This is a genomic window from Pseudoalteromonas sp. SR43-3 (assembly GCF_014163875.1).
Lineage (GTDB): Bacteria > Pseudomonadota > Gammaproteobacteria > Enterobacterales > Alteromonadaceae > Pseudoalteromonas > Pseudoalteromonas distincta.
Map to the genome: position 1 here is coordinate 63,985 of NZ_JACJEC010000001.1, position 17,631 is coordinate 81,615.

The 17,631-nt window shown below is 39.3% G+C and carries 16 protein-coding genes; 12 read left to right on the forward strand and 4 right to left on the reverse strand.

What is annotated here, in order from left to right; genetic code table 11:
* The first annotated feature begins 265 nt into the window (after nt 1-265).
* A complete protein-coding gene (locus H5088_RS00220; protein ID WP_096792994.1) occupies nt 266-640 on the forward strand; it encodes a hypothetical protein in 375 nt (124 codons plus the stop codon).
* On the opposite strand, the gene fghA is transcribed toward H5088_RS00220, so the two are convergent.
* A complete protein-coding gene (gene fghA, locus H5088_RS00225) occupies nt 594-1,436 on the reverse strand; it encodes an S-formylglutathione hydrolase (protein ID WP_182751935.1) in 843 nt (280 codons plus the stop codon). The two genes, H5088_RS00220 and fghA, sit on opposite strands and share 47 nt — an antisense overlap.
* A gap of 72 nt (nt 1,437-1,508) precedes the next feature.
* Nucleotides 1,509-2,630 carry an S-(hydroxymethyl)glutathione dehydrogenase/class III alcohol dehydrogenase gene (locus H5088_RS00230; RefSeq protein WP_002960732.1) on the reverse strand — a complete coding sequence of 374 codons (1,122 nt, stop codon included), beginning with the start codon at nt 2,628-2,630 and terminating at the stop codon, nt 1,509-1,511.
* A 134-nt stretch (nt 2,631-2,764) separates the two neighbouring features.
* On the opposite strand from H5088_RS00230, the gene H5088_RS00235 reads away from it, so the two are divergent.
* From H5088_RS00235 to hflX, 6 genes are all read left to right on the forward strand, one after another.
* A complete protein-coding gene (locus H5088_RS00235; protein WP_182751936.1) occupies nt 2,765-3,637 on the forward strand; it encodes a LysR family transcriptional regulator in 873 nt (290 codons plus the stop codon).
* A gap of 147 nt (nt 3,638-3,784) precedes the next feature.
* Nucleotides 3,785-5,002, forward strand: coding sequence for a lipoprotein-releasing ABC transporter permease subunit (locus tag H5088_RS00240; RefSeq protein ID WP_182751937.1), 1,218 nt, complete (start codon nt 3,785-3,787; stop codon nt 5,000-5,002).
* Nucleotides 4,995-5,693 carry a lipoprotein-releasing ABC transporter ATP-binding protein LolD gene (gene lolD, locus H5088_RS00245; RefSeq protein ID WP_007375330.1) on the forward strand — a complete coding sequence of 233 codons (699 nt, stop codon included), beginning with the start codon at nt 4,995-4,997 and terminating at the stop codon, nt 5,691-5,693. Before H5088_RS00240 ends, lolD begins: the two co-directional genes overlap by 8 nt.
* Nucleotides 5,683-6,927, forward strand: a complete 1,245-nt coding sequence (locus H5088_RS00250; RefSeq protein ID WP_182692978.1) for a lipoprotein-releasing ABC transporter permease subunit — start codon at nt 5,683-5,685, stop codon at nt 6,925-6,927. Before lolD ends, H5088_RS00250 begins: the two co-directional genes overlap by 11 nt.
* 117 nt (nt 6,928-7,044) lie before the next feature.
* Nucleotides 7,045-7,515 (forward strand): DUF1456 family protein, encoded by a 471-nt coding sequence (locus tag H5088_RS00255; protein WP_182694991.1) that lies wholly within the window; start codon nt 7,045-7,047, stop codon nt 7,513-7,515.
* 327 nt (nt 7,516-7,842) lie between these two features.
* On the forward strand, nt 7,843-9,192 hold the full coding sequence (hflX, locus tag H5088_RS00260) for a GTPase HflX (RefSeq protein ID WP_024595635.1): 1,350 nt from the start codon (nt 7,843-7,845) through the stop codon (nt 9,190-9,192).
* Nucleotides 9,193-9,334: 142 nt separating this feature from the next.
* Here the strand turns inward: hflX and H5088_RS00265 are convergent, their stop codons facing one another.
* Together H5088_RS00265 and H5088_RS00270 are read right to left on the reverse strand one after the other, a co-directional pair.
* Nucleotides 9,335-11,068 carry an AMP-binding protein gene (locus H5088_RS00265; RefSeq protein WP_182751938.1) on the reverse strand — a complete coding sequence of 578 codons (1,734 nt, stop codon included), beginning with the start codon at nt 11,066-11,068 and terminating at the stop codon, nt 9,335-9,337.
* Between the two features lie 185 nt (nt 11,069-11,253).
* Entirely contained in the window at nt 11,254-11,700 is a 447-nt protein-coding gene (locus tag H5088_RS00270; RefSeq protein WP_002960715.1) for a DUF3010 family protein, read from the reverse strand.
* Nucleotides 11,701-12,054: 354 nt separating this feature from the next.
* On the opposite strand from H5088_RS00270, the gene thrS reads away from it, so the two are divergent.
* The 5 genes from thrS (at nt 12,055) to H5088_RS00295 (ending at nt 17,631) form a co-directional block, all read left to right on the forward strand.
* Nucleotides 12,055-13,965: a threonine--tRNA ligase gene (gene thrS, locus H5088_RS00275; RefSeq protein ID WP_024595638.1), complete on the forward strand. Its 1,911-nt coding sequence runs from the start codon at nt 12,055-12,057 to the stop codon at nt 13,963-13,965.
* A gap of 59 nt (nt 13,966-14,024) precedes the next feature.
* Entirely contained in the window at nt 14,025-14,585 is a 561-nt protein-coding gene (gene infC, locus H5088_RS00280) for a translation initiation factor IF-3 (protein WP_002960714.1), read from the forward strand.
* Nucleotides 14,586-14,796: 211 nt separating this feature from the next.
* Nucleotides 14,797-14,997: a 50S ribosomal protein L35 gene (gene rpmI, locus H5088_RS00285; protein WP_002960713.1), complete on the forward strand. Its 201-nt coding sequence runs from the start codon at nt 14,797-14,799 to the stop codon at nt 14,995-14,997.
* Nucleotides 14,998-15,012: 15 nt separating this feature from the next.
* Nucleotides 15,013-15,372: a 50S ribosomal protein L20 gene (gene rplT / locus H5088_RS00290; protein ID WP_002960711.1), complete on the forward strand. Its 360-nt coding sequence runs from the start codon at nt 15,013-15,015 to the stop codon at nt 15,370-15,372.
* A gap of 441 nt (nt 15,373-15,813) precedes the next feature.
* A complete protein-coding gene (locus H5088_RS00295) occupies nt 15,814-17,631 on the forward strand; it encodes a M14 family metallopeptidase (protein ID WP_182751939.1) in 1,818 nt (605 codons plus the stop codon).

Here is a 17,631-nt window from a genome sequence, read left to right on the forward strand (position 1 = left end):
ACCCACTAAACTTGAAAAAACAGCGTTACTATTTTGCGCTGGGTTATCTGTTTTTGCTTTTTTATTTCCTGAACTTCTCACAGAACACTTACAAACTACCATTAATAAAATTTTAGGTTATTTAGGGTCGCCATTTTTTATATTGCAGCTGGTGGGTGTTACAAGAAAGTTTATAAATGATTTTAGGTAGTAATACTTACATTTTTTTACAGAGTTACAATAAAAAACGTATACAATTTAGGTAATATTTAGTTAAGGATGAATGATGAAAACAATTATTGTACTTTTGTTTTTTTATTGCCTTTCTGGCTGTACAGTTGCGGGCGCTATTATTGATGGGCAAGCACAATCTCAGGCGCGTAATGATAAAAATAGTATTAGCCCGGCGCAGTCAACACCTTATAAAAACCCACTAGAGCCAGTACCTACAGATAAAAACGGATTTAACTTTACTGATATGGGATTAAAGATAGATTCGGCTCTTGTTAGCCTAGTTAAAGGGGAAAGCACTACTACGCAAGTATGTAGGCAGGTCACTAAAAGTCTAAAAGAGTGTGTAGAGGTAGAAAAGTCATCTCTACACACTAATGAGGCTAAGCAGTTAAAAACTGATGATGAAATAATAAGTGTTGGTCAATAAAGCTGCTTATAAAAAAGTAGCTATGATCGTAGCCTGCTTGCATTTCAAGTGTAAGCGGGTAGCTTTTTTTATCAGCAATAGCGACTAAGTTTTCTGGCTTAAGTTGCTCTTGTAAAAAACCATCGGCATCACCTTGACTCACTAACATGGGTAAGTAATGAGCTTGCTCTGCGTTTTTCATCAGCTCGCAGCTGTCGTATTGCTTCCAAAGCGCTTTATCATTTCCTAAATAACCAGTAAATGCTTTTACACCCCAAGGGCATTCAATCGGATTTACAATAGGGCTAAAAGCCGAGGCACTTACAAAAGCAGTCGGGTTTTTAAGTGCGACCATTAATGCACCGTGCCCGCCCATAGAGTGACCACTAATTGCTTTTATACATGTTACCGGAAAATGTTGCTCTATCAATGCTGGTAATTCACTAACAACATAATCGTACATATTAAAATGGGTGTTGTAAGGAGCTTGCGTGGCATTTACGTAAAAGCCTGCGCCTTGTGCAAAGTCGTAGCTGTCTTCATTGGGTACGTTTTCGCCACGCGGGCTAGTGTCAGGCGCTACAATAGCAATACCCAGCTCTGCTGCTTTTTTAAATGCACCGGCTTTTTGCATAAAATTTTCGTCGGTACAGGTTAATCCCGATAACCAATAAAGTACCGGTACTTTATTTGCTTCACTTGCGCCAGGTGGTAAAAATACGGCAAAGCGCATAGTGCAATGTGTACTTTGCGAGCTGTGAGTATATTGCTTATGCCAACCGCCAGACACTTTTACACTTGAGATATTTTCTAACATACTTAATCCTTAAAAGCCGTAAACTTAAAAGTATTACGGCTTATTAATAAGCTATTTTACGAATGCAGTTTATTAGTAATGAATGACTGTACGAATACTTTTGCCTTCGTGCATTAAATCAAACGCTTCGTTAATATCTTCAAGGCTCATTGTGTGAGTAATAAAGTCGCTAAGAGCAAATTCACCTGCCATGTAACGCTCAACAATTTCAGGGAGTTGTGAACGGCCTTTAACGCCACCAAATGCACTACCACGCCATACACGCCCAGTTACCAGCTGAAACGGACGGGTTGATATTTCTTGGCCTGCACCTGCCACACCAATAATGACCGACTCACCCCAACCTTTGTGGCAACACTCAAGCGCTGAGCGCATTACGTCAACATTACCGATACATTCAAACGAGTAGTCAACGCCGCCATCTGTCATTTCAACAATAACTTCTTGAATTGGCTTGTCGAAATCTTTTGGGTTAATTAAATCAGTAGCACCTAGTTTTGTAGCTAAATCGAATTTAGTGGTGTTTATATCAACACCGATAATACGACCTGCACCAGCCATTTTTGCGCCAATAATCGCAGACAAACCAATACCGCCTAAGCCAAATATAGCAACAGTATCGCCAGGCTTTACTTTAGCTGTGTTGGTAACTGCGCCCATGCCCGTTGTTACACCACAGCCTAGTAAGCAAATCTCTTCTAGTGATGCTTCTTTATTTACTTTAGCAAGTGAGATTTCTGGCAATACAGTGTACTCAGAGAACGTTGATGTACCCATGTAGTGATAAATTGGTTGGCCATCTTTAAAAAAGCGTGTAGTGCCGTCTGGCATTAGGCCTTTACCTTGTGTTTCGCGCACGGCTGAACACAGGTTAGTTTTACCTGAAGTACACATTTTACATACGCCACATTCTGCAGTGTATAAAGGAATAACATGATCCCCCACTTCAACACTCGTTACGCCTTCGCCAACTGCATAGACAACACCAGCGCCTTCGTGACCTAAAATAGCAGGAAATATGCCTTCAGGATCTTGTCCTGATAATGTAAATGCATCAGTATGACACACACCTGTAGCGGTAATTTTTACCATAACTTCGCCTTTTTTAGGCATCATCACATCAACTTCTTCAACACTAAGTGGTTGATTAGGACCCCAAGCAATGGCAGCTTTTGATTTAATAAATTCAGACATGTGTTTTATTTCCTTTAACTGGCTATTAAAAAATAATTGTAGACCCAATTTGCTTGGGTGATGGGCTTATTGTATTTGTTTCTCAAATAATGATAATCTCAATTTTATTAAAACACTTTTACAGTATGGTAATAATGGCACGTTGGGATGGAATTGATGAGTTTATAGCGGTTGGTGAAGAGGGCAGCTTTACTGCGGCTGCAAAAATGCTTGGGCTTTCGGTTGCGCATATTAGCCGCCATGTTACGGCGCTTGAGCAACGTTTAAATACCCAGCTTTTAACTCGTACTACTCGTAAAGTGGTTTTAACTAAAGAAGGTGAAGTGTACTTACATCAAATAAAGCACTTACAACACGCTATGGACGAGGCAACTCAAGGCCTTGCTCTGCAACAAAGTACGCCTAAAGGTAAAATAAAGCTCACAGCACCAGTTATGTACGGAGAGAGCTTTATTATGCCCATAGTGCATAATTTTATGAAGGAGCATCCCGAGGTAGAAGTTGTTGCCACACTAAGTAACGAGCAAGAAAACTTATTAGAGGGCGGATTTGATTTAGCCATAAGGTTAGGGCATTTAAAAGATTCGAGCTTAAAAGCGCGTAGGTTAAGTGCGCGGCGTTTTATTATGTGCGCTGCACCGCAGTATTTAACGCGATTTGGTGAGCCGCATACTTTAGGCGAGCTAAACAGCCATGAATGTTTAATTGGGAATAGTAGCTACTGGCGCGTAAACGAAAATGGGCGCGATAAACACATTAAAATAGCAGGGCGGCTACAGTGTAATAGTGGTTGGGCGCTGGTGGATGGCGCAAAAAAGGGGCTCGGTATTGTACAACTCCCAGACTACTACATTGAAAACGAAATTAACTCAGGGCAATTGGTGCCTATTTTAACACCCTATCAACCACAGCAAGAAGGGGTATGGGGCGTATATCCACCAAGGCAGTTTGTGGCGACTAATGTACGGGTATTGCTCGATTATTTAGTTAAAGGGCTGAAAGCTTAATCGCGAATTAATGGTTAAGCATGTATTGCTGTAAATATAGCCAAGTATCAGATTTTTAAATTATTTCTTACATTTTACGCCATACCCAAAGGCACTTTTTTCGTGCTACTATTGCTCAATACTTTTACGATAAGTGTTAAAAATAATATGTTTCAACCGGTTAGCTTATTTATAGGGCTTAGATATAGTCGCTCCTCTAAAGGAAATGCGTTTATATCGTTTATTTCGTTTTTTTCTATTGCCGGTATCGCTATTGGTTTAATGGCATTATTTACGGTAAGCAGTGTAATGAACGGGTTTGAAAATAGCCTAAAAACCAATATGCTTGGACTTATTCCGCATGTTGAAGTTAGCGCAGGTAAACACACTGCCACCCAAATGGGCACCCTTAAAACCGACCTCGAACAATCTCCTTATGTTGATCATGTAAGCTTATATCGCCACGGCGAAGCTATTTTGCAAACGAATAAAGACTTGCACGGCGTTTTACTACAAGGCCTTTATAACGACAGCGGGTCTTTGTATAAAATTACCGATAAAATAGTGCAAGGCGATTGGAAAACTGTATTAAACAAAAATTACAACATTGCTATAAGCCGTTATTTGAGTCGTAAATTAGGCGTTAGCGTGGGTGATAAGCTTCGCGTTATTATGCCTAATGCTTCAACATATACACCTCTTGGGCGAGTACCCAGCCAGCGTTTATTTAAAGTGGCCGCAATATACGAAACCGGATCTGAGATAGATATGGCACTTGCGTTTACAAGTGGCGCTTCACTACAACGGGTATTAAAGCTGGATAAAAACACGGCCCCAAATTTAAGTGTTTCATTGCACGAACCTTTCGAACTAGATGAGTTTATTGAAGCAAGCCAGCGTATTTTACAAGATAATAATTATAGTGATTGGCGCAGTACCCAAGGTACTCTATTTGCAGCCGTTGCTATGGAAAAGCGCATTATGTCTATGTTGCTTGCCCTCATTGTATTGGTGGCTGTATTTAATATTGTATCGGCATTAACCATGATGGTAAGCGAAAAACAAGGTGAAGTGGCCATACTACAAACGTTAGGTTTAACGCCTTCGCAAGTGCAAAAAGTGTTTATGGTGCAAGGCTTATATAACGGCGTAATTGGTACAGCAATAGGCGCATTTTTAGGTGTAATATTTAGTTTATATATAAATGAGCTACTTGCATTAGTGGGCTTAAACTTATTGGCAGGTATAGAGCTTCCGGTAAAATTTGATATTTTGAGTTTAGTAATAATAGCGTTTGCCAGTATTGCTATGAGCTTTTTAGCTACCTTATATCCTGCGCGTAAAGCCGCAAAAGTAAAACCAGCAGAGGTATTACGTTATGAATGATTTAGTAATTAGTTGTGAAAATTTAAGTAAAGTTTATCAAGATGGCAGCAACCAAGTTGAAGTATTAAAAGGTGTTGATTTAGCGCTGCAGCAAGGTGAAATGCTCGCTATTGTAGGGAGTTCTGGCTCTGGTAAAAGTACGCTTTTACACATACTTGGCACATTAGATACCGCAAGCTCAGGTAGCGCTAAAATTAAAAACCAAGAAGTTGCAAAACTTTCGCGAACAGAGCAAGCCGCATTTAGAAACCAAAACTTGGGCTTTATCTATCAATTTCATCACTTATTAATGGAGTTTAGCGCAGTCGAAAACGTGGCTATGCCATTATTAATTAAAGGCTTGAGTGCAAAAGAAGCCAAAGCTCAAGCGCTCGATATGCTCGAAAAAGTAGGCCTTGCACATCGCAGCTCGCATAAACCGTCTGCGCTTTCTGGTGGAGAGCGCCAACGCGTGGCTATTGCCCGTGCACTGGTTACAAAACCTGCGCTTGTGCTTGCTGATGAACCAACCGGTAATTTAGATAAACAAAATGCGATTAAAATTTACGATTTAATTAATGAGCTTAACCAAAGCTTAAACACCAGTTTTGTGGTAGTTACACACGATTTAGAACTTGCCGATAAGCTGGGCAAAATAGCTTATTTAGACGATGGAAAACTAGCTATTAAAGAGTCGCAGCATGTTGCTTAGTGCATTTTTAAGTAAACGTTTTAGAGCCTATTCAGGCCACAAAGATGAAAAAAACGGCTTTGTTAGTTTTATCGCTAAAGCGTCGACTATTGGTATTTTATTAGGTGTCGCGGTTTTAATTGTGGCGCTGTCGGTAATTAATGGTTTTGAGCAGCAACTAGTACATAGATTACTAAGTGTTGTGCCACAGGTTGAATATGTAGCACCAAGTAGACCCATCGCGAATTGGTCGCAAAAAATTGAGGATTTACAAACACAACCGCATGTAACAGGGGCTGCGCCATTTATTGCAGTGAATGGGATGGCGCAATATAAAAGCCAGCTAAAAGCGATAGAAATTCGAGGTGTTGAGCCATCGCTCGAGAGTAATGTATCGGCGGTAAATCAGTTTACCAGTGGTAAATTAGTCAGCCAGCTAGGCCTTGACGATGTAATTTTAGGTAAACAAATAGTAAAACAGTTAGACGCCAAAGTAGGCGATAACATTACATTACTTATTCCGCAAATTAGTCAAAAAGGTCAATCATTATTAGCGCCTAAACGCGTAACACTTAACCTTGCAGGTGTTATAGAAATGGGCGGACCGATTGATAGTACCGCTGCATTTATACATCTTAACAAAGCACAGCAAACATTGGGTTACGATGAAACCCAAGTAACAGGGCTGCGTTTAAGTGTTGATGATGTGTTTTCGGCGCATCAAATAGCGCTAAGAGTGGGCCAAACTATTGACGACTACGTGTATATTTCTAGTTGGTTTAGAACCCAAGGCAGCCTTTATCAAGATATTCAAATGGTGCGTACCATTGTTTATATTGTGGTGTTTTTAATTATAGCGGTAGCCAGTTTTAATATTGTATCGTCCTTGGTGATGGAAGTACGCGAAAAACAAGGCAATATCGCAATTTTAAAAACCATGGGCGCGAAAGACAGTACTATTTTAGCCACCTTTGTAATGCAAGGCTTAATGCAAGCATTTGTAGGCGTGGCACTAGGGACACTAATTGGCGTGGTATTAGCGCTTAATATAAGTGAGCTTTTTACGTGGATAAGCCAATTATTTGGAGCCAATCCGCTTGAGGGCGTTTATTTTATAGAGTTTTTACCAAGTAAATTAGTACTTGAAGACATTGGTATTACAGTGATTGTTACGTTTGTGCTTGCGATACTTGCCACTATTTATCCTGCATGGCAAGCAACGCGCGTAGATCCTGCCAAGGTGCTTGGTAACTAGGTATAAGAAGCTCAGATAAAAATTTATAGGGTGGTATTAGTAAACCTGTTAAACTAGGTGCTTATATAAAATTAAGCAATAACTGCTTGGTTGCTATACCTCACTTTGGGATTTACTTTGACTAATAACGATATTTTACGCCGCATTCGCTACACTTTTAACTTAACTGATACTGCTATGGTCAATGTTTTTGCATCAGCAGAGCATACGGTCACCAAAGAGCAAGTAATTGCATGGTTAACTAAAGAAGGTGAAGAGGCTTTTACCCCAATAAGTGATACTGAGTTTGCAAGCTTTTTAAATGGGTTTATTAATACCCAACGTGGCAAACGCGAAGGTGAGCAACCAGAGCCAGAGAAAAAGCTAAACAACAATATTATCTTTATGAAGCTACGTATTGCTTTAAATATGAAAGCAGAAGATGTTATAGCAACACTTGCACTTGTTGATTTTGATTTAAGTAAGCATGAGTTAAGCGCATTTTCTCGTAAAGTAGATAACAAACATTACCGTGTTTGTAACGATCAAATATTACGTTTGTTTTTAACCGGCGTACAAAAGCAGCATCGTCCAGAAGAGTCTGCTTAGTAACTGGTTTTAGCTAATTAGCTTTTAGTTAATGGGCTTGTGTATGTGCAATGCTACATAAAGCCTATTATCAATGTTAAACCCCAACACTTAATAATTAAATACATTTATAACAACACCAAGTTACTTATTGGTTTACTTGCGTGTAAAAATTATATTGCCCCCGCACAAATAGTTCACAGATTAACGCTAATTTTGGCAAAATAAAGATAATAATTGCATTCGTAAGCTATAACGCTGTAAAGCTCGGTCATAACAGCGTAGGATCAAGTTACTTTCGAATGAAAATTAGGTTTGCACTTTAGGTGCATTAACATATAAAAAATTATGCAACTAACTGCAAAACCATCACTTCCTAATGCGTTACTTATTTCTATTAGTACACCACAATTTAAAGGCGACGAAGCAACAGAATCGCTTGCAGAGCTTGCTCGTTTGGTAACTACATTAGGCTTTAAAGTAGTAGGTACACAATCGCAAAAGCAAAGTTCTACCCAAAAAGTTAATGTACTGGGCTCAGGAAAACTAGCTGAAATAGCACACCTTACCGGCAATAAAGGGATGGTTGAAAACGAGCAAGAAGATGATTTACTTGATGAAGACCCTTTAACCGAAATATCCTCAGAAATTCCATCAAACGATTTAGAGTTTGCATGTGCCGATGTAGTGGTATTTGACTGCGATTTAACGCCTTCTCAACTGCGTAATGTTGAGAACCAATTAGGTGTAGAAGTATTTGATCGCACTGGTATTATCATTGAAATATTTAGCCGTCATGCGCGTACTAAAACAGCAAAATTACAAGTTGAAATTGCTCGCCTTAATTATGTCGCGCCACGGCTTCGTGAAACATCAACAGGTGATAAAGAACGCCAAATGGGTAAAGGTGCGGGTGAAACCACACTTGAGCTAAATCGCCGTAAGGTGCGCGATCAGTTAGCAGAATTAAAGCGCGAACTTGTTAGTGTTCAAGATGTAATGATGGACAGACGTACGCAGCGCTCTGAGCTATTCTCAGTGGCTTTAATTGGTTATACCAATGCGGGCAAGTCATCAATGATGCGCGCAATTACAGGTAGTGATGTAGAAGGCGAAAACAAACTTTTTGCAACGCTAGATACCACTGTTCGCGCGTTGTATCCGATTACCCAGCCTCGTATATTGGTTTCAGATACGGTTGGTTTTATTAAAAAATTACCTCATGATTTGGTTGCTTCATTTCATTCAACGCTCGCTGAGGCACATGATGCGTCGTTACTGTTATATGTTGTAGATGCTTCAGATCCTTCTTTTCGCTCACAACTTGAAGTAGTACATAAAGTACTGGCAGAAGTTGGGGTAGAAGGTAGCAAAAAATTATTAGTACTGAATAAGTCAGACCAATTAAGTACTGATCAACAGCAGTCGCTAATGGATGAGTTTCCTGATGCGATGATGACTTCTACACGTAATCCAGATGATATTAGTAAACTGCACAAATACATTATTGGCATTGCTCAAGAGGACATGATTGAAGAAGAGATTGTTATACCGTACACAGCTAAAGGTATTGTGGGCGAAATTCGATCGAGTATGAGTGTTGTTAAAGAAGAATATGAATACAGCCATATTAAATTAACAGTGCGTTCGAGTGCGATTGATTTAGAACGTTTAAAAAAGAGAATGTTGAATTTATAATAAACTCAGTACATAAAAAGCACAGCCAATTGGCTGTGCTTTTTAGTATTAGTCCTAACATACGTAAATTTAACGCTGCTAGCTCTGAACATAGCTCTGAGATAAATTCCCTACCCAGAGCCTCAGTTACTTAAAGACGAAACTAGGAAAAAGCGTTGTCGCTTAGCTCTTCTTGCATTTGCTCGCGCATTTTAAATTTTTGCAGTTTACCTGTTACTGTCATTGGGTAGTTTTCTACGAAACGGATATGTCGTGGCATTTTAAAGTAGGCTAGTTTGTCTTTTAAAAACTCACGAATTGCTTGCTCATCAAGTACAGCATCTTCTTTTGGTTGGATCCAAGCGCACACTTCTTCGCCATACTTTTCATCGGTTATACCAAATATGGCAGCATCTTGAATGCCAGGGTAGGTGTAAAGTACTTCTTCTATTTCTCGAGGGTAAATGTTTTCGCCGCCGCGAATAATCATATCTTTTATACGCCCAACAATCGTAACAAACCCTTCTGTATCCATGACACCTAAATCGCCAGAGTGCAGCCAACCTTCGTCATCTATTGTGGCTTTTGTTTTAGCTTCGTCATTCCAATAGCAGCGCATTATGCCTGCACCTTTACTACACACTTCGCCAGGTTGACCAATTTTTTGAATGTTACCCAGCTCGTCAATTATTTTAACCTCGGTATGGGCAAGTGCGCGGCCAACCGTTGTTACTTGCCGCTCTATTGAAGAGTCTGTTTCGGTAATGTTGTTTATGGGGCTGCACTCCGTTTGCCCGTAAGCAATCAGTATTTGATGCATGTTCATTTGTGTTTGTACTTTGCGCATTACTTGCTCTGGGCATGTAGAGCCTGCCATTACACCCGTGCGTAAAGTACTTAGGTCATAATCGTTAAAGTTACTCAGCTCAAGCTCACTAATAAACATAGTAGGTACACCGTGCAGCGCTGTACATCCTTCTTGTTGAACTACATCAAGCGTGGTTTTTGCATCGAACGAATCACTAGGGTAAATAGCTGCTGCACCTTTACTAACACACAATAAGCTACCCAATACCATTGCAAAGCAATGATATAACGGGATAGGGATACATAACTTGTCATCGCTCGTAAAGTGCATAGATTCGGCGACGAATAGCGCATTATTTAAAATATTTTTATGAGTGAGCGTTGCGCCTTTTGGGTTGCCTGTTGTACCTGATGTAAATTGTATATTGATATCTTGATCAGCATTTAAGTTTTCACCTATTGCTTTTAATTCAAGCTCATGAGCTGCTGTTGGCAAGTTAATAACATCATTAAAAGAGTGCATACCAGGAGATGCTTCATCGCCAATGCGGATTATATTTTTAAGAGTGGGTAGTGCTTTTAAATTAAGTGTGTACTTATCGCAAGTTGCAAGTTCTGGCGCTAAACCATTAAGCATTTCTAAGTAATCACTGCCTTTAAAATTTGATGCTGTGATTAGAGTTGAGCATTCAACACTATTTAAAGCATATTGTAATTCGTTAGGACGATATGCCGGGTTGATGCACACCATTATTGCGCCAATTTTTGCCGTTGCAAATTGGGTTAAGCACCACTCAATATTATTAGGAGACCAAATACCAACGCGCTCACCTGGTTTTACGCCAAGGGCAAGTAACCCCTTCGCAAGCTGATTAACTTCTTTTTGAAATTCTTTATACGTTAATCTAATACCTTGGTGATGAACTACAACAGCTAACGCCTCTGGCCTTTTGTCGACAATAAAGTCAAAGTACTCGCCTATAGTTGAATTTGTTAAAGGTGTGCTTTGTATACCTTTAAAGTAGCTTTGGGATAACGGCAAGTGATTTGTTTGCTCTACTTCTTTTACCGGGGTAGTGTGTGTGTGCATTGCTCTCTCCATGAAAATGTGTGTGAGTTATGTAAACTACAAAGTTAAAATAAACACATATTGTCGACAAAGAGAAGTGCAGTTAGACTAATGTATTATTAGATTAATAAAAGCTAATACTACTTTTTAGACACAAAAAAACGCGTCTTACAATGTAAGTACGCGTTTTTAAACGAGTAATGAGTTTACATTTCGTCGCTGCGGTATGTTTTTTTCATGATATAAACGTAAGCGTTTACAAAAGCATTTTCTTGGTACTTTTTAAGGCCTGTTTCTTCAAAATCAATAGGGATGGGGTTGCGTTTTAACTGCTCTTTAACTTCAGTTGTAGTAAATAAACGTACATCTAAGTTGTCAATTAATTGAATTGCAGTTTCCATTTTAAAGCCTTTTGCACTGCCAGCAAATTTACCTTTAGGCTGACGCTCACGAATTGCAACAGAATCAATTTGGTAATCTTGCATTAGTTTTGCAAAATCGAATTGAAATTTACGCATTACTTCAGTGTCGTTACCGTTACCTAAGGTAAAGCGTGTTTGGCGCACATCGCGAATATCAAATACGTCATTATCTTTACTTAAAATACAAAGTAGTACATCACTACCGGTAATTTCTACACCACATGTTCTCATGTCTATTCTCTAAAATAACTTAATTACGCAGTATTATACGCAACGCACATTAAAATGCGAGTGTGGGTATAGCTGTAGGCGCGTAATTAATGCATTGATGCTTTTATATCTTAATAAAATGATTTTTTTGCTTTAAAAGCTACATTTTGTGGATAAAACGGGTCGATTTCACCCCTTTAAACTTGTAATTAAATGCGCGGCACGCGACAATATATCTTTGTAGTTGAATAGACTCCTCATCTACATATATTAGTCAATGCTTATTCGTAAAAGCGTTGTCGAGTCATTCTCATTTAATTTATTAAAAATACACGTGATACATTGTAGGTGTCACCACTGTAGCAAGGATTTATAATGCCAGTTATTACTCTTCCAGACGGAAGTCAACGTAGTTTTGAAAACCCTGTAAGCACGCTTGATGTTGCAAACGACATTGGTCCTGGTTTAGCTAAAGCGACCATTGCGGGCCGTGTAAATGGCGACCGTGTTGATGCATGTGATTTAATTAGTGATGACTCTCGTCTTGAGATCATTACCGCTAAAGACGATGACGGCCTTGAAATCATTCGTCACTCTTGTGCTCACTTAATCGGTCATGCAGTTAAGCAACTTTTCCCAGACGCAAAAATGGCAATTGGTCCTACCATTGATAACGGTTTTTACTACGATATCGATATGGAACACTCACTATCACAAGATGATCTTGAAGCAATTGAAAAGCGTATGCTGCAACTTGCAAAAACCAACTACGACGTAGTGAAAAAAACAGTAAGCTGGCAAGAAGCACGCGATACATTTGAAGCGCGTGGCGAAACATACAAAATAGAAATTTTGGACGAAAACATCGCTAAAGATGACCGTCCTGGGTTATATCATCACGAAGAATATGTAGACATGTGTCGTGGACCTCACGTTCCTAACATGAAATTTTGCCAAAACTTTAAAATAATGAAAGTGGCGGGTGCATATTGGCGTGGTGATTCAGAAAACAAAATGCTACAACGCATTTACGGCACCGCGTGGGGCGATAAAAAGCAACTTAAAGCGTATTTAAAGCGCCTTGAAGAAGCTGAAAAACGCGATCACCGTCGTATTGGTAAAGCGCTTGATTTATGGCATTGGCAAGAAGAAGCGCCAGGCATGGTATTTTGGCACAACGATGGTTGGAGCATTTACCGTGAGCTTGAAGAATTCGTACGTGAAAAATTACGCGAATATGAGTACGAAGAAGTAAAAGGTCCAATGATGATGGACCGTTCACTTTGGGAAAAATCAGGTCACTGGGAAAAATATTCAGAAGCAATGTTTACCACTGAGTCTGAAAAACGTGAATACGCAATTAAACCAATGAACTGCCCTGGTCACGTGCAAATCTTTAACCAAGGTTTAAAATCGTACCGTGATTTACCACTTCGTATGGCTGAATTTGGTTGTTGTCACCGTAATGAACCATCAGGTGCACTACACGGTTTAATGCGTGTACGTGGCTTTACACAAGATGACGCTCACATTTTCTGTACTGAAGAGCAGATAATGGACGAAGTGTCAGCGTGTATTAAGATGGTTTATGATACATATGAAACATTCGGATTTGAGAAGATTGTAGTTAAGCTATCTACTCGCCCAGAACAACGCATTGGTGAAGACCATATGTGGGATAAAGCAGAGCTTGCTTTAGCTGATGCACTTAAGCTAAACGATATTGAATTTGATTATCTTCCGGGCGAAGGCGCGTTTTACGGTCCTAAGATTGAATTTACTTTGTACGATTGTTTAGACAGAGCGTGGCAGTGTGGTACAGTGCAATTAGACTTTGCATTACCGGGTCGTTTAGGTGCTACTTATGTAGCAGAAAATAACGAGCGTCGTACACCTGTAATGATACATCGTGCTATTTTAGGTTCTATTGAACGCTTTATTGGCATTTTAACTGAAGAGTACGCTGGTTTATTCCCGACGTGGCTTGCACCAAAGCAAGTGGTAATTATGAATATTACCGATAAACAGGCTCCTTATGTTAAAGAAGTTGTACAAAAATTAAATAAACTTGGAATTAGAGCCGCTGCTGACTTGAGAAATGAGAAGATTGGCTTTAAAATCCGTGAGCATACACTGAAGCGTATTCCATATTTACTTGTTGTTGGCGATAAAGAAGTTGAACAGCAAGAAGTAGCAGTGCGTACTCGCACAGGTGAAGACCTTGGCAAATTTAATGTTGATGATTTTGTAGCTAAAATTAGTGAAGAAATTAAAAATCGACAGTAAAAATCGAGCGTGTAAGGCATTAACAAACAGCCATTTACACGCTTATATTATTGATATTCTTGGAGGAACGTACTATTAGAGGCGGCAAGAAAGGGCAACAAACAGCTCAAAAAAATCGTATTAACGAAGAAATTACAGCGCAAGAAGTTCGTTTAATTGACATTGAAGGCGAACAAGCTGGAATTCAGTCATTACAAGACGCGCAAACTATGGCCGATGCAGCGGGTGTTGATCTTGTTGAGATCAGTCCAAACGCTGAGCCGCCTGTTTGTAGAATCATGGACTACGGTAAGTTCATCTTTGAAAAAAGCAAAGAACTAAAAGAGCAGAAGAAGAAGCAAAAGCAAATCCAGATAAAAGAAATCAAATTCCGTCCTGGTACGGATGAAGGTGATTATCAGGTTAAGCTTCGCAACTTACGTAAGTTCTTAGAAGCTGGTGATAAAGCTAAGATTACTATCCGCTTCCGTGGTCGTGAAATGGCTCACCAAGAAATTGGTATAGAATTATTAAACCGTATCAAAGCCGATTTAGAAGAGCTTGCAGTAGTTGAGTCTTTCCCAAATCGTGTTGAAGGCCGCCAAATGGTTATGATGATGGCGCCTGTTGCTAAAAAATAATTTTTAAGCGATAATACGCACCGAAATTAGCTCAGGTCTGCAAGCAATATGCGAATATTCACCTGAGTTAACCGGTCTTAAAGCAAGATTGCGGCATTTATGTTGGGTCTTCACCGGAACATGGCAGTAAGTTAGGCCTAAAAGTGGAGCTATAGAAATATATCTCACGCCTGCTTACTAATTTAAAAGCAATACAATTGGAGTTATTGCAATGGCTTATAAGCTAAAAAGTCACAGTGGCGCTGCTAAGCGTTTCAAAAAGACTGCTTCTGGCGGTTTCAAGCGTAAACAAGCGCATCTTCGTCATATTCTGACTAAGAAAACTTCTAAGCGTAAGTTACACCTACGTCCTAAGATGATGGTTCATAAAAATGACCATGGTCTAGTTTCACGTATGTTACCGTTCGCTTAATAGGGGTTTTTAGAAATGGCAAGAGTTAAACGCGGCGTTGTCGCACGTGCACGTCACAAAAAAGTTTTAAAACAAGCAAAAGGTTACTACGGAGCACGTTCACGTGTTTACCGCGTAGCTTTCCAGGCTGTTACTAAAGCGGGTCAATACGCTTACCGTGACCGTCGTGCGAAGAAACGTACTTTCCGTCAATTATGGATTGCACGTATCAATGCTGCTTCACGTCAAAATGGTCTGTCTTACAGCCGTTTTATCAATGGTCTTAAAAAGACTTCTGTAGAAATCGATCGCAAGATCCTTGCAGATATCGCTGTTTACGACCAAGTTGCATTCGCAGCGCTTGTAGAAAAAGCAAAAGAAGGCCTAGCCGCTTAAGCTTTTTTATATAAGTATTAAAAAGGAGCCTATGGCTCCTTTTTTTGTGCCTGTAATTTAGTAACTTAACCCAATGAGTAATACTAATTCGCTTAATTAAATGATCTATTTTGAGGGCGGAAAAACGTGTTGATAGCTAGGTAAAAAATTCGCTATTTAGTTGTTCTCGGCAATTGCTCCTGCATTGCTCTACCTTCTGCATCCATGCAGTCGTAAATGAGAGTTTTTTAACGCAGATAGCGACATGTTTAGCCCCGCAAAATGATTAAGTATTATTGCACATTGGTATAATACTTAATAAGGTTATAAAGCCTAAAAACACAGGTGTGAATGAGTGAAATGTATTTGGCTGCATTTTTTTGTTGAATCACCGCAGTTTCCTCATTATAAAAAATTTAGTTGATATAATTTATATAATTAAGGCGTTTGTTAGAGAATTTTATGTTTGCAAGTTTACTCATTTTATCTGCAAGTGTGGCGTATGACGCACACTTACCTCCACTCATTGAGTGGCAGGGGAAAAGCGTAGAGCTTTTACAAAAACAAGGGCCGTTAACTACTGACTTTGAGTTATCTGCAGGTGAAGCGTCGCCCGATTATGCAAATACAATGGCATTTGTAGATAGGTTAGTTGCTGCAAACCCTACTCAGTATCAATCTCAAACCATTGGCTATAGTAATAGTAAGCGTGCAATAAAAATGCTAATTGCCAGTGAGCAAGGTTTTTTTGAAGCAAGGCAAATGGCTAATAGCACTAAGCCAACTATTTTTATCCAGGCAGGAATACATTCTGGGGAAATAGACGGTAAAGATGCCATGTTCATGTTACTCAGAGATATAGCGACGGGTAAGCGCCGTGACATTTTAAAAAAGGTAAACATATTATTTATTCCTATTTTAAATGTAGATGGCCACGAACGTAGCAGTGCGTTCAATCGCATTAATCAACGGGGCCCTGCAAAAATGGGCTTTAGAACAAATGCTAATAACCTTAATTTAAATCGTGATTTTACTAAATTAGATACCCCAGAAGTTAGAAGTGTTTTAAAGGTTATTAACGACTACAACCCAAATTTATACATTGATGTACACGTTACCGACGGCGCAGATTACCAATACGATGTGACTTATGGTTACAATCCGGTATTTTCGAGCGAATCGCCTGCGGTATCAGATACATTAAACCAGTTTTTTAAACCTCTCATTGACGATACGCTAGCGAAGCAAGGACACATCCCAGGACCACTTGTTTTTGTTATGGACAAGCGCGACTTTAAAAAAGGGTTAGCGGGCTGGGTTGCTACGCCACGTTTTTCAAATGGTTGGGGGGATTTAAAGTCATTGCCGACTATTTTAGTCGAAAATCATTCATTGAAGCCTTACAAGCAACGTGTATTGGGAACTTATGTATTTTTAGATGGTGCTATTACTGCGCTATCAAAGCACAGTCATGAATTAGCTAATGCAGTAAAAAAAGAACAAGAATTTGTTCCTAAACAGCTAATAGTAAAGCGTGGCTATGCCAAGCAAGCTGATACGATTGCGCAGTTTAAAGGCATTGAATATTCATCAAGCATGAATTCACTTTCGGGTCAAAATGAAGTGAAATATTTGGGTAAAGCACATACATATACTGACTTACCTATTTATTGGCAAAAAGATGTACAGCATACAGTTGAAGTACCTAAAGCTTTTTTTATTCCGCCTGTATATAGCAACATTATTGAGAAACTAAAGTTACATGGTGTCTCTATTAATAAACTTGAAGGGGCAAACACACAGCCTTTGAAAGTTGCAAAGGTGGCTGAATACACGTTTGATAAAGCACCATTTGAAGGGCGTTTTAGAGTATCAGCAACTTTTGATTACGTCCCTGCTATAAATGTAGATTTAGATGGTTGGTATCAAGTCAATACTCAACAAAAAGCAGGTGAGCTTGCTGTGCATTTATTGCACCCAGAAGCTCCTGATTCATTTTTTGCGTGGGGTGAGTTTAATACTATTTTTCAGCGTACCGAGTACATGGAAAACTATGCGCTAATTCCGTATGCACGCCAAATGCTAAAAGATAACCCAAAGCTTGCGCTTAAGTTTGATGAAAAACTTAAAGATAAATCATTCGCGAGTGACGCAGAAGCTCGATTAAACTGGTTATATGAACAAAGTCCATTTTATGATCAAGCGTACTTAAAGTATCCAATACTTATGTCATTCGAAGAAGAAGTTGTTATTCCAGATCAAAAAAGTAAAGAAATTTAA